Below are 15,981 nucleotides of genomic sequence, written 5' to 3'. Positions count from 1 at the left end.
TGTTCCCCCTTGGCCGTCTCTGCTGTCCGGTGAGTTCCTTTTCCCCGGCTGCTTCCGAAGCCTAGCGCCGCAACGCCGCCACCGGGTCGCGGTGCGGGCTGTCGCGTGGCCACCAGTCGTCCCTGCCCGGGTCCGATTCGTACGGATACCAGCGGCCGTCCTGGCCGAAGCGCAGCTGGAGTGCGCTGCCGGGGATCGTCAGGCGGTTGCGCCAGGGCTGGAAGCGCGGCAGCCCGGCGGCGGCCAGGGCGGGGCGAGCCCGGTCGAAGGGGCCCGCCGGTGGGTCCCACGGTGTTTCGAGTACGGACAGCCCGTCGGCTCCGCCCTGCCGCCAGGCGGCGACCGCGCGTGCCAGGTCGGTGGGGCTGCGCCCGGTGGCTCCGGCGAGGTCGCGGTAGAGCGTGCGGGTGGTGGCGGTCAGCCCGGCGGTGGGACGGGCGGCGGCCAGCCGGACGGCGTCCTGCCAGGGGGTGAGACCGGCGACCGGGTCGGTGCCCGTGGTCAGCAGGGTGTGGGCGCGGGCGGCGGCGTCGGTGGCGAGGTGGTCCAGGGTCAGCGGGTCGGGGGCTCCGCGCGCGCCGGGGTAGGCGGGGGGCTGGCCCGGGTACGGGCCGGGCGGCAGGGGCGCGGGCAGCGGCGGGAGGAACCGCGGGGCGAGCGCCTCGCGCGCGGGCACTCCGGGCGTGGGCGGCGCCGCACGCCGGTCACGGGCCGCGTGGGCCGCGTTGCGCCTGGCCAGTTCGTCGAGGAGTTCCCGCTCACCCCTGCCGCGCATCAGCAGCAGCACGAAGGGGTCGGAATCGAGGAGCCGGGCCGTCTCGTAGCAGAGGGCGGCGGCGTGCTTGCAGGGCCGGCCGCCGTCCGGGCAGGAGCAGGACGGTGTGAGGTCACCGGGCGCGGGGAGCAGGGCCACCCCCGCTTCGGCCGCCGCGTCGACCAGCGAGTGGGGCATGTCCTTGTCGAGGAGAGCGGCGATGTGGCCCGGCTGGGCAGCGGCAGCGTCGAGGAACTGCTCCCAGTCGGGGTCCGTGAGCGTACGCAGCCGCAGCTCGGCACGGTAGGGGCGCGGACGGCTCCCCTGGACGTACGCGAGGATGCGGCCCGGCGCCACGTTCACCGCGGCCACATGGCCGCCGTCCGCGTACTTCCTGCCGCGTTCGAGACGTCCTTCGTCCAGTGAGAGCGCCTCCACGGCTGCCACCCAGGCGTTCCCCCACCAGCTGCTCATGACGGCCTCCGCAGCGACACCAGGTCGGCGAGTTCCGCGTCGCCCAGCTCGGTCAGGGCGCTCTCGCCGGAGCCGAGGACCGCGTCCGCCAACGCCCGCTTGGCGGTGAGCATGTCGGCGATGCGGTCCTCGACCGTACCCTCCGCGATCAGCCGGTGGACCTGCACGGGCTGGGTCTGGCCGATGCGGTAGGCGCGGTCGGTCGCCTGCTCCTCCACCGCCGGGTTCCACCAGCGGTCGTAGTGGATGACATGGCCCGCTCGGGTGAGGTTCAGGCCCGTCCCCGCGGCCTTGAGGGAGAGCAGGAAGACCGGGGATTCACCGGCCTGGAAACGGTCCACCATCTCCTCGCGCCGGGCCACGGGGGTGCCTCCGTGCAGGAGTTGGGAGGGGACGCCGCGGGCGGTCAGATGGTCGGAGAGCAGCCGGGCCATCGCCACGTACTGGGTGAAGACCAGGACGGAGCCGCCCTCCGACAGGATCGTGTCGAGGAGTTCGTCGAGGAGCGCGAGCTTGCCCGAGCGGCCCGCGAGCCGCGAGGGCCCCTCTTTCAGGTACTGCGCCGGGTGATTGCAGATCTGTTTGAGCGCGGTGAGCAGCTTCATGATCTGGGCGCGGCGGCCGGCACCCTCGTCGGCCTCGATGACCGCCATCGATTCACGGACCACGGCCTGGTAGAGGGATGCCTGTTCACGGGTGAGCGAAACGGGGTGGTCGGTCTCCGTCTTGGGCGGCAGTTCGGGGGCGATGCCCGGGTCGGACTTCTTGCGGCGCAGCAGGAACGGGCGGACCAGCCGGGCCAGCCGCTCGACCGCCCCGTCCTCCTCGCCGTTCTCGACGATCCTCGCGTGGCGGGCGCGGAAGGTCTTCAGCGGGCCGAGCAGTCCGGGAGTCGTCCAGTCGAGCAGGGCCCACAGCTCGGAGAGGTTGTTCTCCACCGGCGTTCCGGTGAGGGCGACGCGGGCCGGGGCGGGGATCGTGCGCAGGGCCTTCGCCGTGGCCGCGTGGGGGTTCTTGATGTGCTGCGCCTCGTCCGCGACGACCATGCCCCAGGGGTGCGCGGCCAGTTCGGCGGCGCTGGTGCGCATCGTGCCGTAGGTGGTGAGCACGAAGCCGCCCCCGGTGTCGTCGAGGGAGCGGTCCGTGCCGTGGAAACGGCGGACGGGCACCCCGGGCGCGAACCGGGCGATCTCCCGCTGCCAGTTGCCGAGCAGCGAGGCGGGGCAGACCACCAGTGTCGGTTCGCGGCGTGCCCGGTGCAGGTGGAGGGCGATGAGCGTGATGGTCTTCCCCAGGCCCATGTCGTCCGCGAGGCAGCCGCCGAGGCCGAGCGAGGTCATCAGATCGAGCCAGCCGAGGCCGCGCAGCTGGTAGTCGCGCAGCGTGGCGTCCAGGCCGGTGGGCTGCGGCAGCGGGGCGGCGTCCGTGGTGAGCCGGGAGTGGAGGGCCGCGAGCGCGCCGACCGGCACCGCTTCGACCGTCTCGCCGTCCACCTCGGCGCTGCCGGTGAGCGCCGCCGACAGCGCGTCCACGGGTGCGAGAAGCCCCAACTGCCGCTTGCGCGCCTTGCGTACGAGGGCCGGATCGACCACCACCCACTGGTCCCGCAGCCGGACCACCGGGCGGTGCGCCTCGGCCAGGATGTCCATCTCCGCATCGGTCAGCCGGTCGTCACCGAGCGCCAACTGCCAGCTGAAGGAGAAGAGGTGCTCGGTGTCGAAGAACGAGGTGCCGTCCGTGGCCGAGCCGGGGGCGGACCGTACGACTGCGGTGGCGGTGAGCGAACGGGCCAGCTCCCTGGGCCAGTGCACGGCCACCCCCGCCGCGGCGAGCCTGGCCGCCGCCGGGCCGAGCAGCTCGTACAGCTCCTCCTCGGACAGCGGCAGTACGTCGGGCACCGGGCGCTCCAGGAGCCGGGCCAGCGGGGGCCAGACCCGGGCCGCGCGCCGCAGCGCCAGTACCGCGTCGATCCGCACCCGCGGCCCGAAGTGCTTGTCGCCGTCCCCCGCCCAGAGCCGCCCGGCGTCGATCACGAGGGTCGGGTCGGCGAGGCTGTGCACCTGGACGACGGCCGCACCCGCCCGGCGCTCCACTTCCGCGGCGCCCCCGCCCCGGTCGGTCCCATCGGTCCCATCGGTCCCGTCAGCCTGGTCGAAGAGTTCGAACCCGGAGAGGTCGAGGCGCAGCGAGACCTGCACCCCGGCGTCCGACCCGGCCGCCACCTCCGCCGCCCACTCCCGCAGTCCGGGCAGCTGCTGGGCCTCACGGGCCGCGTAGGCGGCCCCGGCCGCGTGCGGTGCCGCCGGGGTGCGGGGCAGAGTGTCGGCGACGGCGTCGTAGAACGCCCGGATCAGTCCCGGTGGCTCGGGCAGTTCCATGGGGGTGCGCCCGGGAAGCGGCGTGGCGTGTGCCTCCGGTGGCATGGCTGCGGCGATGGCCCGCAGGTGTGCGATGTCCTCCGCGTCCAGCGGTCCGGCTCGCCAGGCGTCGTGGTCGTCGGCGGTCAGGCCGGGGAGCAGCCGACCGCGCGCGACCAGCTGCAGGGCGTGCAGCGCCGCCGCGCCCCAGCAGCGGACGGCCGGATGGGCCACCGGGGAGTGCCGGGCCGCCACCAGCAGCGGCAGCGCCTCGGCGACGGACAGCAGCACCGCAGGGACGGTCCGGCGCCGGACCGCTGCGCCCTGGCGTCGCACGACCGCGAGCTCGTCGGGCCCGGACACCTCACCGTCGGGGTCCCAGAAGGCGAAGCGGCCGTCCCGTGGCAGCACGGCGGGGAGGAACACCGCGGCCCCTCTGATGAGCCCGGCCGGCCCCGGCCCGGCGGCAGGCACGGTCCCGGCGGCAGGCACGGTCCCGGCGGCAGGCGCCGGCCCACCGGTCCTCCGCGCTCTCCCCGTCTCCGGCACCCCGCTCACCTGCCTTCCCCCCTCGCATCCGATGTCTCTGCGAGTCTAGGTGCGGGGTCTGACAACGGACCCGGGAACCGGAACCTGCCCTTCCGACAGGCCTCAGCGCACCCCCTCCCACAAGGCGCGCTCCCGCGCCCGCGGGTCCTGGCGGGGAGCGGACTCCTCGTCGAAGATCATCGTTGTGCGCGCGGCCCGGTCGTAGGGCGCCCATCCGGGGTCTCCGGTCGTCGCGAAGGCCACCCACGCACCGTGCACGGTGTCCGCCAGGCTCTGGGGCGGGCAGTTCCCGAGCATCGCGGCGTACGACGGATCGCGGAGGTTGTCGAAGACGAAGCCCAGCTCGGCCGCATGGCAGGCGCCGAGCCTGCCGCCGAACTGCGGGGAACGCCAGGCGAATTCGTACAGCCGGGAGCCGGGAACCGCCTCGGCGAGGCGGACGGCCGGAATCCGGTAGAACCAGTCGGTCGCCACTACGTCGAGGAGCTCACCCGGCGACGCCTGCGGGCGGGTCGCACGGTAGACGGCGAGTGCCCTGTCCGGGTCGAGTCCGTACGCCGTCAGCGCGAGCCGCAGCCGTTCCTCGGTGATCGCGTCCAACCGTCCGGTCGGGACCATGAAGAGCCGGTTCTCCTCACGGTTGCTGCCGACGAGCAACTGGACACCGCACTCCGGACCCGGCAGGGCGAGCCCGGGGAGCACCGGCTCGAAGGGCATCACGTTGAGCGCCGCATCGCCCCACAGCTCCGGATCCGGGCGTCGCCCGATCTCGGCGCGCAGCCTGGCCTGGGCGGGCAGCAGCTCCGCGAGCGGCACAGCGGCGAACTTCTCGGCGGTCGGCTCGATCCCCAGGTACTCCGCGAGCCGCGCGGCGATCAGAGCGGCCGTCGCGGGCCGCAGGAAGTGGTGGGCGGCCCCGCTCTGCAGAATCGCCCGGCCGAACAGCCCGGCCGCCCGTTCCGTCCCGAGCAGCACCCCGATGCCCATGGCCCCGGACGACTCCCCGAAGACGGTGACCCGGTCGGGAGCGCCGCCGAAGGACTCGATGTTCTCGCGCACCCACTCCAGGGCGGCGATCTGGTCGAGCAGCCCCCGGTTGTCCGGCGCTCCGTCCAGGCTCAGGAAACCGTCCGTGCCGAGCCGGTAGTTGACCGTCACACAGACCACACCGTCGCGGGCGAACGCACTGCCGTCGTAGCCGGACGCCGAACTCGAACCGTTCGCGAACCCTCCGCCGTGCAGCCACACCAGCACCGGAAGCCCCCCGTTGGGCCCCGGCTGCGGCGTCCAGACGTTGAGGTTCAGACAGTCCTCACCGTCACCGCCACGGCCCTCCGGGATGAGCGTGTCGAACGGGGGCGCGTACGGAGCCTTGGGCGCGGTCGGGCCGTACGCCTTCGCCTCGCGCACGCCCTCCCACGACGGGGGCGCCGCCGGTGCACGGAACCGGCGCGGGCCGAAGGGCGGCGCCGCGTAGGGGATGCCGAGGAAGGACGCCACCCCTTCGTCGCCCATCCGCCCCCGGACCGCACCCTGGCGGGTCATGCACACAGGTTCCATCTGGTTCGGGCTCACTCTGTTCAATTCCGGTCCCATCGGCTCGAAGAACAGCAATGTGGCGGACGTTCCCTTCCCTGGTACCGTGCCGCGCCCCTCCCGTAAAGATCCCGGAGTCCCCGGCCTGGAGAACCGAGACGGACCCAGCCGGCACAGGACCGACCGGGAGAGGTTCGGATCGGCGGGCCGCACCAAGGCGGCCGTAGTGACGTCCCCCGCGCGGCCCAGCACCGGATGCCGTCCCGCCCGGGGCACGGCAGGGTGGGGCCCACCAGTGACTCTCTGTACAGACGGGACCGCCCATGTCCGATCACCGGCGTCTCGGCATCATCGCCGGGGCAGTGCTCCTGCCGTTCGCCGTCACCGGCTGTTCCGGTCTCAACCGCAGCGCCGTCGGCACGATCTCGTACACCACTCCGGCCTCACAGGTCGTCACCGTGTCGAACCCGTCCGTACGGGGCTGTCACCCGCTGCTGCGCGGCGGCGCCGCTTCCGTCGTCAACAACACACTGATCGACATGGTGCTGTATCCGGGCACCAACTGCGCCGGCAGGCCATCGGTGTACAACGCCACCACGCTCACGAACACGGTGACGCCCCCGCTCGTCGCCTGGCGCAGTTACAGCCTGGTCCACTGACCACCTCACGGACGACGCCACTGGCACCACCGCCGGAAACACCGCAGCCGGCACCACGGACGACGCGGCACGGCGCGCCCGCCCGCAGTCGGAGCCAGAGCTGGGCTCAGTGCCGGGGCAGCGCCCTCACCCATGTTCCGTCGTCCGTGAGACAGCGGTCCACGACGAGCCCCGCCCCGTCGAGGTGGTGCGCGAACTCCTCCCTGGTCAGCGGGCGCGACAGGAAGGTCTGCGTCCACGTCGCGTCGGGGTAGACGTACTCGCAGACCATCGAGTCCACGCCGTCCCCGACCGGGGTCGCGGACAGGATCCGCACGATCCCGCCCGTGTCGTTCTGCCGCTCGCGCGGGACGTCCGTGTGCCAGTCCGGGCCTTCACGCTGGATCAGCACACAGCCCTCGTCCTTGACATGCCGACGGCAGGTACGCAGCATGCCCTGACGGACCGCCGGGTCTCCCGAGTGCACCAGGTACGACGCCAGCATCACCACGTCGAAGGTCTCTCCCGCGTCGAGCGTCTCGATCGGGCTGCATATCGTGCGCACACCCTCGATCTGCTCCAGCATTCCTGGCGACTCGTCGACCGCGGTGACGGCGAAGCCCCGCTCGGTCAGCGGGCGGGTCACCCGGCCCGCCCCGCAACCCAGTTCGAGGATGCTCGCTCCGGCCGGGACAGCCGAAGCGATCACATCCGGTTCGCTGCCGACCGGCAGGCGTCTGTACAACTCCACGGAGCAGCCGTCGGGCGTCCGCGCGCCCGGCCCCGTGCCGTCATATCCCTCACGCATCCGAAGGCTCATGCCCGCCGAACGAACACGCCGGACCGGTCGTTCCCTCCCGGTCGCCGGTCTCCGGTCGCCGGATCAGCGGTCCGGTCAGCCCCCGGACCGGCCCTCCGAATCGAAGCGGGCCGCTTCCAGGTACTCCGGCTTCGGATCGAGCGCGGCGGCCAACCGGAAGTGGCGCCTGGCCTGTTCCGGACGGCCGGCCCGCTCGAAGGTACGGGCCAGGGCGAAATGCGCGAAGGCGTTGTCCGGCTCCCGCTCCAGTACCAGCTGGAACTCCAGCTCGGCCGGGCGCAGTTGGGCAGCAGCGAAGAACGCGCGCGCCCGCAGCAGACGGGCCGCCGTGTTCTCCGGGTGGGCGGCGATGACCTCGTCGAGCAGCTTCACGGCGCCGCGCGGATCACGGGCCGCCAGCAGCGCTTCCGCCGCCCGGTAGTCGATGACGTGGGTCTCGGGGTTGCTGTGGGACATCCGTCCGGTCCTTTCCGTCGTACTACTGCCCGCCCGGGGCTTCGGGGTCAGCCGCCCGCCCGGCCTGCTGCCCGCTCGGACAGCTGCGCCCAGACCGTGCGGACCTGCGGCTCCAGGGCCTCCAGGGGGCCGTCGTTGTCGATCAGGAGATCTGCGATCTCCCTGCGTTCTTCCCGGCCGGCCTGGGCTGCCATCCTGGCTCGGGCCTCGGATTCCCGCATGCCGCGCAGCCGTACCAACCGGTCGAGCTGTGTCCCGGGCGACGCGTCGACCACGATCACCAGGTCGTAGAGCGGGGCGAGACCGTTCTCGGTCAGCAGGGGCACGTCGTGGATGACGATCGAGTCCGCTCCCGCAAGGCCCTCCAGCTCCGCGGAGCGGGCTCCGACGAGCGGGTGGACGATCGCGTTCAGCGTCGCGAGCCGGTCCGCGTCGGCGAAGACGATCGAACCGAGCTTCGGCCGGTCCAGGCTTCCTTCGGCCGTGAGGACCGACTCCCCGAACGCCTCGACGACGGCCGCCAGCCCGGGAGTTCCGGGCTCGACCACCTCGCGCGCGATCCGGTCGGCGTCGATCAGCACCGCTCCGTACGAGACGAGCAGCCGGGACACTTCGCTCTTTCCGGCGCCGATTCCACCGGTCAACCCCACTTTCAGCATGGGCAGGAGCTTAGACCGACCGTCTTTCCTCCGGACCGGGCCGGGCCCCGGCCGGAGCCGTCAGAGTTCACCTTCCCGCTCCGCGAGGAAGCGCTCGAACTCGCGGCCGATCTCGTCGGCCGACGGCAGATCGACCGCCTCGGCGACCAGATTGCCGCGGGTCTCCGATCCGGCCAGCGCGTCGTACTGGTGCTCAAGTCCCTGGACGAGTGCGACCAGTTCCTCGTCGCCCTCGCCGATCTGGCGCTCGATCTCGTCCTGGGTGCGCTGCGCCTCCGTACGCAGGGAGTGTGCGACTCCCGGCAGCACGAGCCCGGTCGCTCCCGTGACGGCTTCGAGCGCGGTCAGCGCGGCGTCCGGGTACGAGGAGCGTGCGACGTAGTGCGGCACGTGGGCGGCGACGCCGAGCACGTCGTGCCCGGACTGCGCCAGCCGGTACTCGACCAGCGCCTCCGCGCTGCCCGGTACCTGCGCCTCGTCGAACGGGGACCGGTGCCCCGGCATCAGGTCGGTGCGGTTGCCGTGCGGAGTGATGCCGACCGGGCGGGTGTGCGGGACGCCCATCGGGATGCCGTGGAAGTTCACCGAGATGCGTACGCCGAGCCGCTCGACGATCTGCTCCACCGCTGCTGCGAACCGCTCCCACTCGACGTCGGGCTCGGGGCCCGACAGCAGCAGGAAGGGCGCTCCTGTCGCGTCCTGCACCAGACGCACTTCGAGGGCCGGTGTCTCGTAGTCCGCCCACTGGTCGCGCTTGAAGGTCAGCAGGGGGCGGCGTGCCCGGTAGTCCACGAGCCGGTCGTGGTCGAAGCGGGCCACCACCTGATGGGGGAGGGTGTCCAGCAGCCCCTCGACGATCTGGTCGCCGGTCTCGCCCGCGTCGATGTACCCGTCGAAGTGGTAGAGCATGACAAGTCCGGCCGACTCCTGCGCGAGCGCCACATCGACGACTGCCAGGCCCTTCGGCTCCCATGCGTACAAATCTTGCGGATCCAGCACGATTACCGCTCCTCCTCGTGTTCATCGGGGAGAACGTCCGAGGGGGCGCGAGCATTCCCCGCGTACGCCTCTTCACAGGCGGCTCCCGGTGCGGGGCAACTCCCGGCCCCCTGACGGTCCGTCCTCTCGCGCCCCCTCCGTCGTCCTCCCCCTCCGGCGCGACGCGCACCCCTCCCCCGGGCGTCCCCCCGGACTCTCCCCCGGACTCCCCCGTACCCCTTCCCCCGCACCCCTTGGTCCAGACCTTGACATGTCCACGCGCCGTCCCTACCGTCTCGGGGCAGCACAGCGTTCAGAAACTCGCCCACGGTTCACATGGACAAACATCGAGCGATGCTGTGGCGCGAATCCCGAACCCCGACGCGGAGGCCCCCATGCGTACCCGCCCGCTCCTCCTGCCCCTTCTGATCACGACCCTGGCCGCCGGCGGCCTGACCGCGACCGCATCGACCGCCGAAGCCGCCACGGTCGTCCAGGTGTCCACCGCGGCCCAGTTGAAGTCGGCCCTCACCACCGTCGGCCCCGGTGACACCATCCGGCTCGCCGACGGCACGTACACCGGCAACTTCAAGACGACAGCCGCCGGAACGTCCTCGTCCCGGATCACCCTCACCGGTTCGTCCAAGGCCGTCCTCACCACCACCGGCGGCGGCTACGGCCTCTATCTGAACGGGGCCTCGTACTGGACGGTCCAGGGCATCACCCTCACCGGCGGCCAGAAGGGGATCATGATGGACACGGCGGTCGGCGTGACCATCGATTCGGTGACCGTGCACGGCCTGGACATGGAGGGCGTGCACTTCCGCAGGTCCAGCAAGGACGGCGTCGTCAAGAACTCCCGGATCTACGACACCGGCCGCGACGGCCGCGGCATGGGTGAGGGCGTCTACGTCGGCACGGCGGGCGACCTCTCCGACAACAGCGACCGGGTGCAGATCCTGAACAACACCATCGGGCCCGGCGTCGGCGGCGAGAACGTCGACGTCAAGGAGGGCACCAGCGGCACACAGATCATCGGCAACACCTTCGACGGCAGCGGCCTCACCGGCGCCCACTACGACGACTCCTGGGTCGACGTGAAGGGTAACGACGCACTCGTCGAGAACAACACCGGCACCCACACCAGCAACACCGGCTACGAGACCCACACCCAGCAGCCGGGCTGGGGCTGCGGCACGGTCTTCCGCTCCAACACGTCCGACCTGAGCGACGATCCGGGCGCGCTCCAGCTCGCGTTCAACATCACCAACTACCAGGCGGACAGCTGCCCCACCACGGTCTACGCCAGCAACACGGTCACCGGCGGCAAGGGGCTCACCAACATCGCCGTCACCCCGTGAACCCGCGCCCGCAGACATGAGCAAGGCCCGCCCCCCGAAGGGAGCGGGCCTTGCTTTCAGCTATCTACCAGCTGGGACCTGAGCGTCAGCTCTGGCCACCGGCCAGCTTCTCGCGCAGGGCGGCCAGCGCCTCGTCCGACGCCAGGGCGCCGGAGTTGTCGTCCGACTCCGAGGAGTACGAACCACCCGAGACACCCGCACCGGCGTTGCCACCGGTCGCGGCCGGGGCGGCAGCGCCCTCGGCAGCAGCGGCCTCGTCGGCCTCGCGGGACTTGATGACCTGGGCCTGGTGCTGCTCGAAGCGCGACTGCGCCTCGGCGTACTGACCCTCCCAAGCCTCGCGCTGGGTCTCGAAGCCCTCGAGCCAGTCGTTCGTCTCGGGGTCGAAGCCCTCGGGGTAGATGTAGTTGCCCTGGTCGTCGTACGACGCGGCCATGCCGTACAGCGTCGGGTCGAACTCGACCGAGGCCGGGTCGGCACCGAAGGACTCGTTGGCCTGCTTCAGCGAGAGGCTGATGCGGCGGCGCTCGAGGTCGATGTCGATGACCTTGACGAAGATCTCGTCGTTGACCTGGACGACCTGCTCCGGGATCTCCACGTGGCGCTCGGCCAGCTCGGAGATGTGGACCAGACCCTCGATGCCCTCGTCGACGCGCACGAACGCACCGAACGGAACGAGCTTCGTGACCTTACCCGGGACGACCTGACCGATCTGGTGCGTACGGGCGAACTGCTGCCACGGGTCTTCCTGCGTCGCCTTGAGCGACAGGGAGACGCGCTCGCGGTCCATGTCGACGTCGAGGACCTCGACGGTGACTTCCTGGCCGACCTCGACAACCTCGGAGGGGTGGTCGATGTGCTTCCAGGAGAGCTCGGAGACGTGCACGAGACCGTCGACGCCACCCAGGTCCACGAAGGCACCGAAGTTGACGATCGAGGAGACGACGCCGGAGCGGACCTGACCCTTCTGCAGGGTCGTGAGGAACGTCTGGCGGACCTCGGACTGGGTCTGCTCGAGCCAGGCACGGCGGGACAGGACCACGTTGTTGCGGTTCTTGTCCAGCTCGATGATCTTGGCCTCGAGCTCCTTGCCCACGTAGGGCTGGAGGTCGCGGACACGACGCATCTCGACCAGGGAGGCCGGCAGGAAGCCACGGAGGCCGATGTCGAGGATGAGACCACCCTTGACGACCTCGATGACGGTACCGGTGACGATGCCGTCTTCTTCCTTGATCTTCTCGATGGTGCCCCAGGCACGCTCGTACTGAGCGCGCTTCTTCGAGAGGATCAGGCGGCCTTCCTTGTCCTCCTTCTGGAGAACCAGGGCCTCGATCTCGTCGCCGACCTTGACGACCTCGTTCGGGTCGACGTCGTGCTTGATCGAGAGCTCGCGGCTCGGGATGACGCCTTCGGTCTTGTAACCGATGTCGAGGAGAACCTCGTCCCGGTCAACCTTGACGATGACGCCGTCAACGATGTCGCCATCGTTGAAGTACTTGATCGTCTCGTCGATCGCCGCGAGGAACGCGTCCGCGTCGCCGATGTCGTTGACCGCAACCTGCGGCGTGGTGGCGGTGGTCTCGGTGCTGCTCGTCATGTGGGAAAGGGCTCCGGTACGGACATTGAAGTCGTAGGTACTGCTACGCCGGGAGCCCGTATCGCCTCTGCAGACGCCGGACAGCCCAGGAAGCGCCGATCCGGTGTTCCGTGTTCGTTGCCGAACACGTCGGTGGCGCCTCGATAACCGAGGGGACATGCAACAGATGCAAGCGCAGCCTGCTAGGTCTGAGGAGCGCAGGCTCGCAGCGCAACTTGTAGCATACGGGGACGGCCGGACACGGTCAATGCGCGAAGGCGCACACCCGGGGCGGAACGCCCCATTCCCGGCACAACTTCGGCCGCACGGGGCCGGATCGGCCCCGGACACCGTTCCACCAGCGACGCATCCCGTTGGTCCCGACGATACAGACAGGCACGATGAGCGAAGAGTACGAGCCCGAGGCGACACGTCGTGACGCCGGGGACACCGAGAGCAGCCGTGCCAACCGTGGCTGGTGGGACCGGAACGCCGACGAGTACCAGACCGAGCACGGCTCGTTCCTCGGCGACGACCGTTTCGTCTGGGGGCCCGAGGGCCTCGACGAGGTCGAGGCCGAGCTGCTCGGCCCCGCCGAGGAGCTGAAGGGACTCGACGTCCTGGAGATCGGCGCGGGCGCCGCGCAGTGTTCGCGCTGGCTGGCCGCGCAGGGCGCGCACCCGGTGGCACTCGACGTCTCGCACCGCCAGCTCCAGCACGCGCTGCGGATCGCCGAGCACAACCCCGGCGGCGCGAGCGTGCCGCTGGTCGCGGCCGACGCGTCGGTCCTCCCCTTCCGCGACGGCTCCTTCGACCTGGCCTGTTCCGCGTACGGCGCGGTCCCCTTCGTCGCGGACCCGGTGAAGGTCTTCCGCGAGGTGCGGCGGGTGCTGCGGCCCGGCGGGCGCTGGATCTTCTCCGTCACGCACCCGATCCGCTGGGCGTTCCCCGACGAGCCGGGGCCCGAGGGCCTGACCGTCGCCGCCTCCTACTTCGACCGCACTCCGTACGTCGAGGAGGACGAGAAGGGCGACGCGGTGTACGTCGAGCACCACCGCACCGTCGGTGACCGGGTGCGGGACGTGGTGGCGGGCGGCTTCCGGCTGGTCGACCTGGTCGAGCCGGAGTGGCCGGCCTGGAACACCTCGGAGTGGGGCGGCTGGTCCCCGCTGCGCGGCAAGCTGATCCCGGGGTCCGCGATCTTCGTCTGCGTACGGGACTGAGCCCGCGGCGTGACGGACCGTCCCGGCGGCGTACGGGACTGAGCCCGCGGCGTACGAGACTGGGCGGGTGATCCGTACCGGCGCGCTCGACGTGCTCCCCGTCCGTACCGCCGTGCCCGCCCTGGAGCGGGCACTCGACGCGCACGGGACCGCCGTGCTCTGCGCGCCGCCCGGCACCGGCAAGACCACCCTCGTCCCCCTGGTGCTCGCCGGTCTCGTCGGGGACGGAGCCGGGCGCGGTCCGGTGCGGAAGGTGGTCGTCGCGGAACCCCGGCGCATCGCCGCACGCGCGGCGGCCCGCCGGATGGCCTGGCTGCTCGGCGAGTCCGTCGGCGGCCGGGTGGGATTCACCGTGCGCGGGGAGCGGGTGGCGGGCCCCGGCACGGTGGTGGAGGTCGTCACGACCGGTGTCCTGCTGCAGCGCCTCCAGCGCGACCAGGAGCTGGCCGGGGTCGATGTGGTGATGCTCGACGAGTGCCACGAACGCCATCTCGACGCGGACACCGTCGCCGCCTTCCTGCTGGACGTACGGGCGGCGCTCCGGCCCGAGCTGCGGCTGGTCGCCGCCTCCGCGACGACGGACGCGCAGGGGTGGGCGCGGCTGCTCGGGGACGCGCCGGTGGTGGAGGCCCGGGGCGTGGCGTACCCGGTGGAGACGGTGTGGGCGCCGCCGGCCCGGCCGGTGCGCCCGCCGCACGGGATGCGGGTCGACCCCGCACTGCTGACGCATGTCGCCTCGGTCGTCCGGCGGGCGCTGGCCGAGCGGACCGGGGACGTGCTCTGTTTCCTGCCCGGGGTCGGTGAAATCACCAGGGTGGCCGGGCAGTTGGGCGGCCTGGGGGTGGATGTCCTCCAGGTGCACGGGCGGGCTCCGGCCGCCGTTCAGGACGCGGTACTCGCGGGTTCGGACAGCCGGCGGGTGGTCCTCGCGACATCGGTGGCCGAGTCGTCGCTGACCGTGCCGGGGGTACGGGTGGTGGTCGACGCCGGGCTGGCCCGGGAGCCGCGCACCGACCACGCGCGCGGGCTGAGCGCCCTCACGACCGTACGGGCTTCGCAGGCCGCGTCCCGCCAGCGCGCGGGCCGGGCCGGGCGGGAGGCCCCCGGCACCGTCTACCGCTGCTGGACGGAGGCCGAGAACACCCGGCTCGCCCGCTTCCCCTCCCCCGAGATCAAGGTCGCCGACCTGGCCGCCTTCGCACTCCAGGCGGCCTGCTGGGGCGACCCGTCGGCTGCCGGCCTGGCACTGCTCGACCCGCCGCCGGCCGGGGCGATGGCCGCGGCCCGGGAGGTACTCGCCGCGATCGGCGCCGTGGACGCGGACGGCCGGGCCACCGGACGGGGCGTACGGATGGCCCGGCTGGGACTGCACCCCCGGCTCGCGCGGGCGCTCGTCGACGGCGCACGCGAGGTCGGAGCCCGCCGGGCCGCGGAGGTGGTGGCACTGCTCAGCGAGGAGCCGCCTCGGGAGTACGGGGACGACCTGGCCGCCGCCTGGCGCACCGCGCGCGCGGGCGGCGACAGCTACGCGGGCCGCTGGCGTCAGGAGGCCCGCAGGCTGGCTTCGGGGGTGGACGGCGGCGGTACGGGCCGGGGCGGCCGGGCACCCGCCGCAGGCGACGACGCCGTGGCGGGGCTGGTCGCCGCGCTGGCCTTCCCCGAGCGGGTGGCGCGGGCCCGGTCCGAGGGCGTGTTCCTGATGGCGTCGGGAACGGGGGCCGAGACGGCGGCCGGGTCGCGGCTGCGCGGCTCACCGTGGCTGGCCGTCGCGGTCGCCGACCGGCCCGCGACCGCCGCCTCCGCACGGGTGCGGCTGGCGGCCGTGATCGACGAGGACACCGCACGGCTGGCCGCCGGGCACCTGCTCGGCACGGACGAGGAGGTCCGCTGGGAGAGCGGCGACGTGCTGGCGCGGCGGGTGGAGCGGCTGGGCGCCGTCGAACTGGCGGCGAGAGCGCTGAAGAGCCCGGAGCCCGCTCTCGTACGGGAGGCGCTCCTCGACGGGCTGCGCCGCGAGGGGCTCGGGCTGCTGCGGTGGTCGCCCCACGCGCGGGAACTGCGGCAGCGGCTGGCCTTTCTGCACCGGGAAGTGGGCCGGGGCTGGCCGGACGTCTCGGACGAGGCCCTCGCCGGGCACCCCGACGCCTGGCTGGAACCCGAACTGTCCAGGGCACGGCGGAGAGCGGATCTGGCGCGGATCGACGCCGGACAGGCACTCGACCGGCTGCTGCCCTGGGCGACCGGTGAGGCGGCGCGGCTGGACGAGCTGGCGCCCGAGCGGTACGAGGTGCCGAGCGGGTCACGGATCCGGCTCGACTACGGGGGCGCGCAGCCGGTGCTCGCGGTGAAGCTCCAGGAGATGTTCGGTCTCGCCGAGACCCCGGCCGTCGCAGGGGTGCCGGTGCTGGTGCATCTGCTGTCCCCGGCCGGGCGGCCCGCCGCCGTGACCGCGGACCTGGCGTCGTTCTGGCGCGAGGGGTACCGGTCCGTACGGGCGGAGCTGCGCGGGCGCTACCCGCGCCACCCCTGGCCGGAGGACCCTTCGGCGGCGGAGCCCACGCGGTACACGAAGGCCCGCCAGAACGGGAGTCGGTAACCCT

12 protein-coding genes are annotated in these 15,981 nt (G+C 72.4%); 4 read left to right on the top strand and 8 right to left on the bottom strand.

Annotated features, from left to right (window positions below; genetic code table 11):
* Positions 1 to 61: 61 nt before the first annotated feature.
* The 3 genes from NBY69_RS25430 to NBY69_RS25420 form a co-directional block, all read right to left on the bottom strand.
* Positions 62 to 1,228, bottom strand: a complete 1,167-nt coding sequence (locus NBY69_RS25430) for an SWIM zinc finger family protein (protein WP_250303803.1) — start codon at positions 1,226 to 1,228, stop codon at positions 62 to 64.
* Positions 1,225 to 4,077, bottom strand: coding sequence for a DEAD/DEAH box helicase (locus NBY69_RS25425; protein ID WP_374211334.1), 2,853 nt, complete (start codon positions 4,075 to 4,077; stop codon positions 1,225 to 1,227). The genes NBY69_RS25430 and NBY69_RS25425 overlap by 4 nt, the downstream gene beginning before the upstream one ends.
* A gap of 159 nt (positions 4,078 to 4,236) precedes the next feature.
* Positions 4,237 to 5,679: a carboxylesterase/lipase family protein gene (locus NBY69_RS25420; RefSeq protein WP_250303802.1), complete on the bottom strand. Its 1,443-nt coding sequence runs from the start codon at positions 5,677 to 5,679 to the stop codon at positions 4,237 to 4,239.
* Positions 5,680 to 5,993: 314 nt separating this feature from the next.
* On the opposite strand from NBY69_RS25420, the gene NBY69_RS25415 reads away from it, so the two are divergent.
* Positions 5,994 to 6,329 (top strand): hypothetical protein, encoded by a 336-nt coding sequence (locus NBY69_RS25415; RefSeq protein ID WP_250303801.1) that lies wholly within the window; start codon positions 5,994 to 5,996, stop codon positions 6,327 to 6,329.
* Between the two features lie 106 nt (positions 6,330 to 6,435).
* Here the strand turns inward: NBY69_RS25415 and NBY69_RS25410 are convergent, their stop codons facing one another.
* From NBY69_RS25410 to NBY69_RS25395, 4 genes are all read right to left on the bottom strand, one after another.
* A complete protein-coding gene (locus NBY69_RS25410) occupies positions 6,436 to 7,116 on the bottom strand; it encodes a bifunctional 2-polyprenyl-6-hydroxyphenol methylase/3-demethylubiquinol 3-O-methyltransferase UbiG (RefSeq protein WP_250303800.1) in 681 nt (226 codons plus the stop codon).
* Positions 7,117 to 7,203: 87 nt separating this feature from the next.
* The gene (locus NBY69_RS25405; protein WP_250303799.1) at positions 7,204 to 7,584 is read right to left on the bottom strand and encodes a tetratricopeptide repeat protein; all 381 of its coding nucleotides are present in this window, start codon (positions 7,582 to 7,584) and stop codon (positions 7,204 to 7,206) included.
* 47 nt (positions 7,585 to 7,631) lie between these two features.
* Complete coding sequence (gene coaE / locus NBY69_RS25400; protein ID WP_250303798.1) at positions 7,632 to 8,243, bottom strand: dephospho-CoA kinase; 612 nt, start codon at positions 8,241 to 8,243, stop codon at positions 7,632 to 7,634.
* 60 nt (positions 8,244 to 8,303) lie between these two features.
* The gene (locus NBY69_RS25395) at positions 8,304 to 9,242 is read right to left on the bottom strand and encodes a PAC2 family protein (protein WP_250303797.1); all 939 of its coding nucleotides are present in this window, start codon (positions 9,240 to 9,242) and stop codon (positions 8,304 to 8,306) included.
* A gap of 374 nt (positions 9,243 to 9,616) precedes the next feature.
* On the opposite strand from NBY69_RS25395, the gene NBY69_RS25390 reads away from it, so the two are divergent.
* Positions 9,617 to 10,582, top strand: a complete 966-nt coding sequence (locus NBY69_RS25390) for a right-handed parallel beta-helix repeat-containing protein (protein WP_250303796.1) — start codon at positions 9,617 to 9,619, stop codon at positions 10,580 to 10,582.
* 85 nt (positions 10,583 to 10,667) lie between these two features.
* Here NBY69_RS25390 and rpsA read toward each other — a convergent pair whose 3' ends face one another.
* Positions 10,668 to 12,179, bottom strand: coding sequence for a 30S ribosomal protein S1 (gene rpsA, locus NBY69_RS25385; protein WP_250303795.1), 1,512 nt, complete (start codon positions 12,177 to 12,179; stop codon positions 10,668 to 10,670).
* Positions 12,180 to 12,559: 380 nt separating this feature from the next.
* Between rpsA and NBY69_RS25380 the strand changes: the two genes are divergently transcribed.
* Together NBY69_RS25380 and hrpB are read left to right on the top strand one after the other, a co-directional pair.
* Positions 12,560 to 13,381 carry a class I SAM-dependent methyltransferase gene (locus tag NBY69_RS25380; RefSeq protein WP_250303794.1) on the top strand — a complete coding sequence of 274 codons (822 nt, stop codon included), beginning with the start codon at positions 12,560 to 12,562 and terminating at the stop codon, positions 13,379 to 13,381.
* 67 nt (positions 13,382 to 13,448) lie between these two features.
* On the top strand, positions 13,449 to 15,977 hold the full coding sequence (hrpB, locus tag NBY69_RS25375) for an ATP-dependent helicase HrpB (protein ID WP_250303793.1): 2,529 nt from the start codon (positions 13,449 to 13,451) through the stop codon (positions 15,975 to 15,977).
* The last annotated feature ends 4 nt before the right edge of the window (positions 15,978 to 15,981 follow it).

Origin of the sequence: Streptomyces sp. A 4/2, assembly GCF_940670765.1 — a bacterium.
Lineage (GTDB): Bacteria > Actinomycetota > Actinomycetes > Streptomycetales > Streptomycetaceae > Streptomyces.
The sequence above is the reverse complement of the archived record's forward strand: the minus strand, read 5'-3'. Positions and strand labels throughout refer to the sequence as shown.

Excerpts from the sequence above, each read along its gene's own strand:
- NBY69_RS25430 (WP_250303803.1), bottom strand. The coding sequence starts at position 1,228 with ATGAGCAGCTGGTGGGGGAACGCCTGGGTGGCAGCCGTGGAGGCGCTC.
- NBY69_RS25420 (WP_250303802.1), bottom strand. The coding sequence starts at position 5,679 with ATGACCCGCCAGGGTGCGGTCCGGGGGCGGATGGGCGACGAAGGGGTG.
- NBY69_RS25415 (WP_250303801.1), top strand. The coding sequence starts at position 5,994 with ATGTCCGATCACCGGCGTCTCGGCATCATCGCCGGGGCAGTGCTCCTG.
- NBY69_RS25410 (WP_250303800.1), bottom strand. The coding sequence starts at position 7,116 with ATGCGTGAGGGATATGACGGCACGGGGCCGGGCGCGCGGACGCCCGAC.
- NBY69_RS25405 (WP_250303799.1), bottom strand. The coding sequence starts at position 7,584 with ATGTCCCACAGCAACCCCGAGACCCACGTCATCGACTACCGGGCGGCG.
- coaE (WP_250303798.1), bottom strand. The coding sequence starts at position 8,243 with ATGCTGAAAGTGGGGTTGACCGGTGGAATCGGCGCCGGAAAGAGCGAA.
- NBY69_RS25390 (WP_250303796.1), top strand. The coding sequence starts at position 9,617 with ATGCGTACCCGCCCGCTCCTCCTGCCCCTTCTGATCACGACCCTGGCC.
- rpsA (WP_250303795.1), bottom strand. The coding sequence starts at position 12,179 with ATGACGAGCAGCACCGAGACCACCGCCACCACGCCGCAGGTTGCGGTC.
- NBY69_RS25380 (WP_250303794.1), top strand. The coding sequence starts at position 12,560 with ATGAGCGAAGAGTACGAGCCCGAGGCGACACGTCGTGACGCCGGGGAC.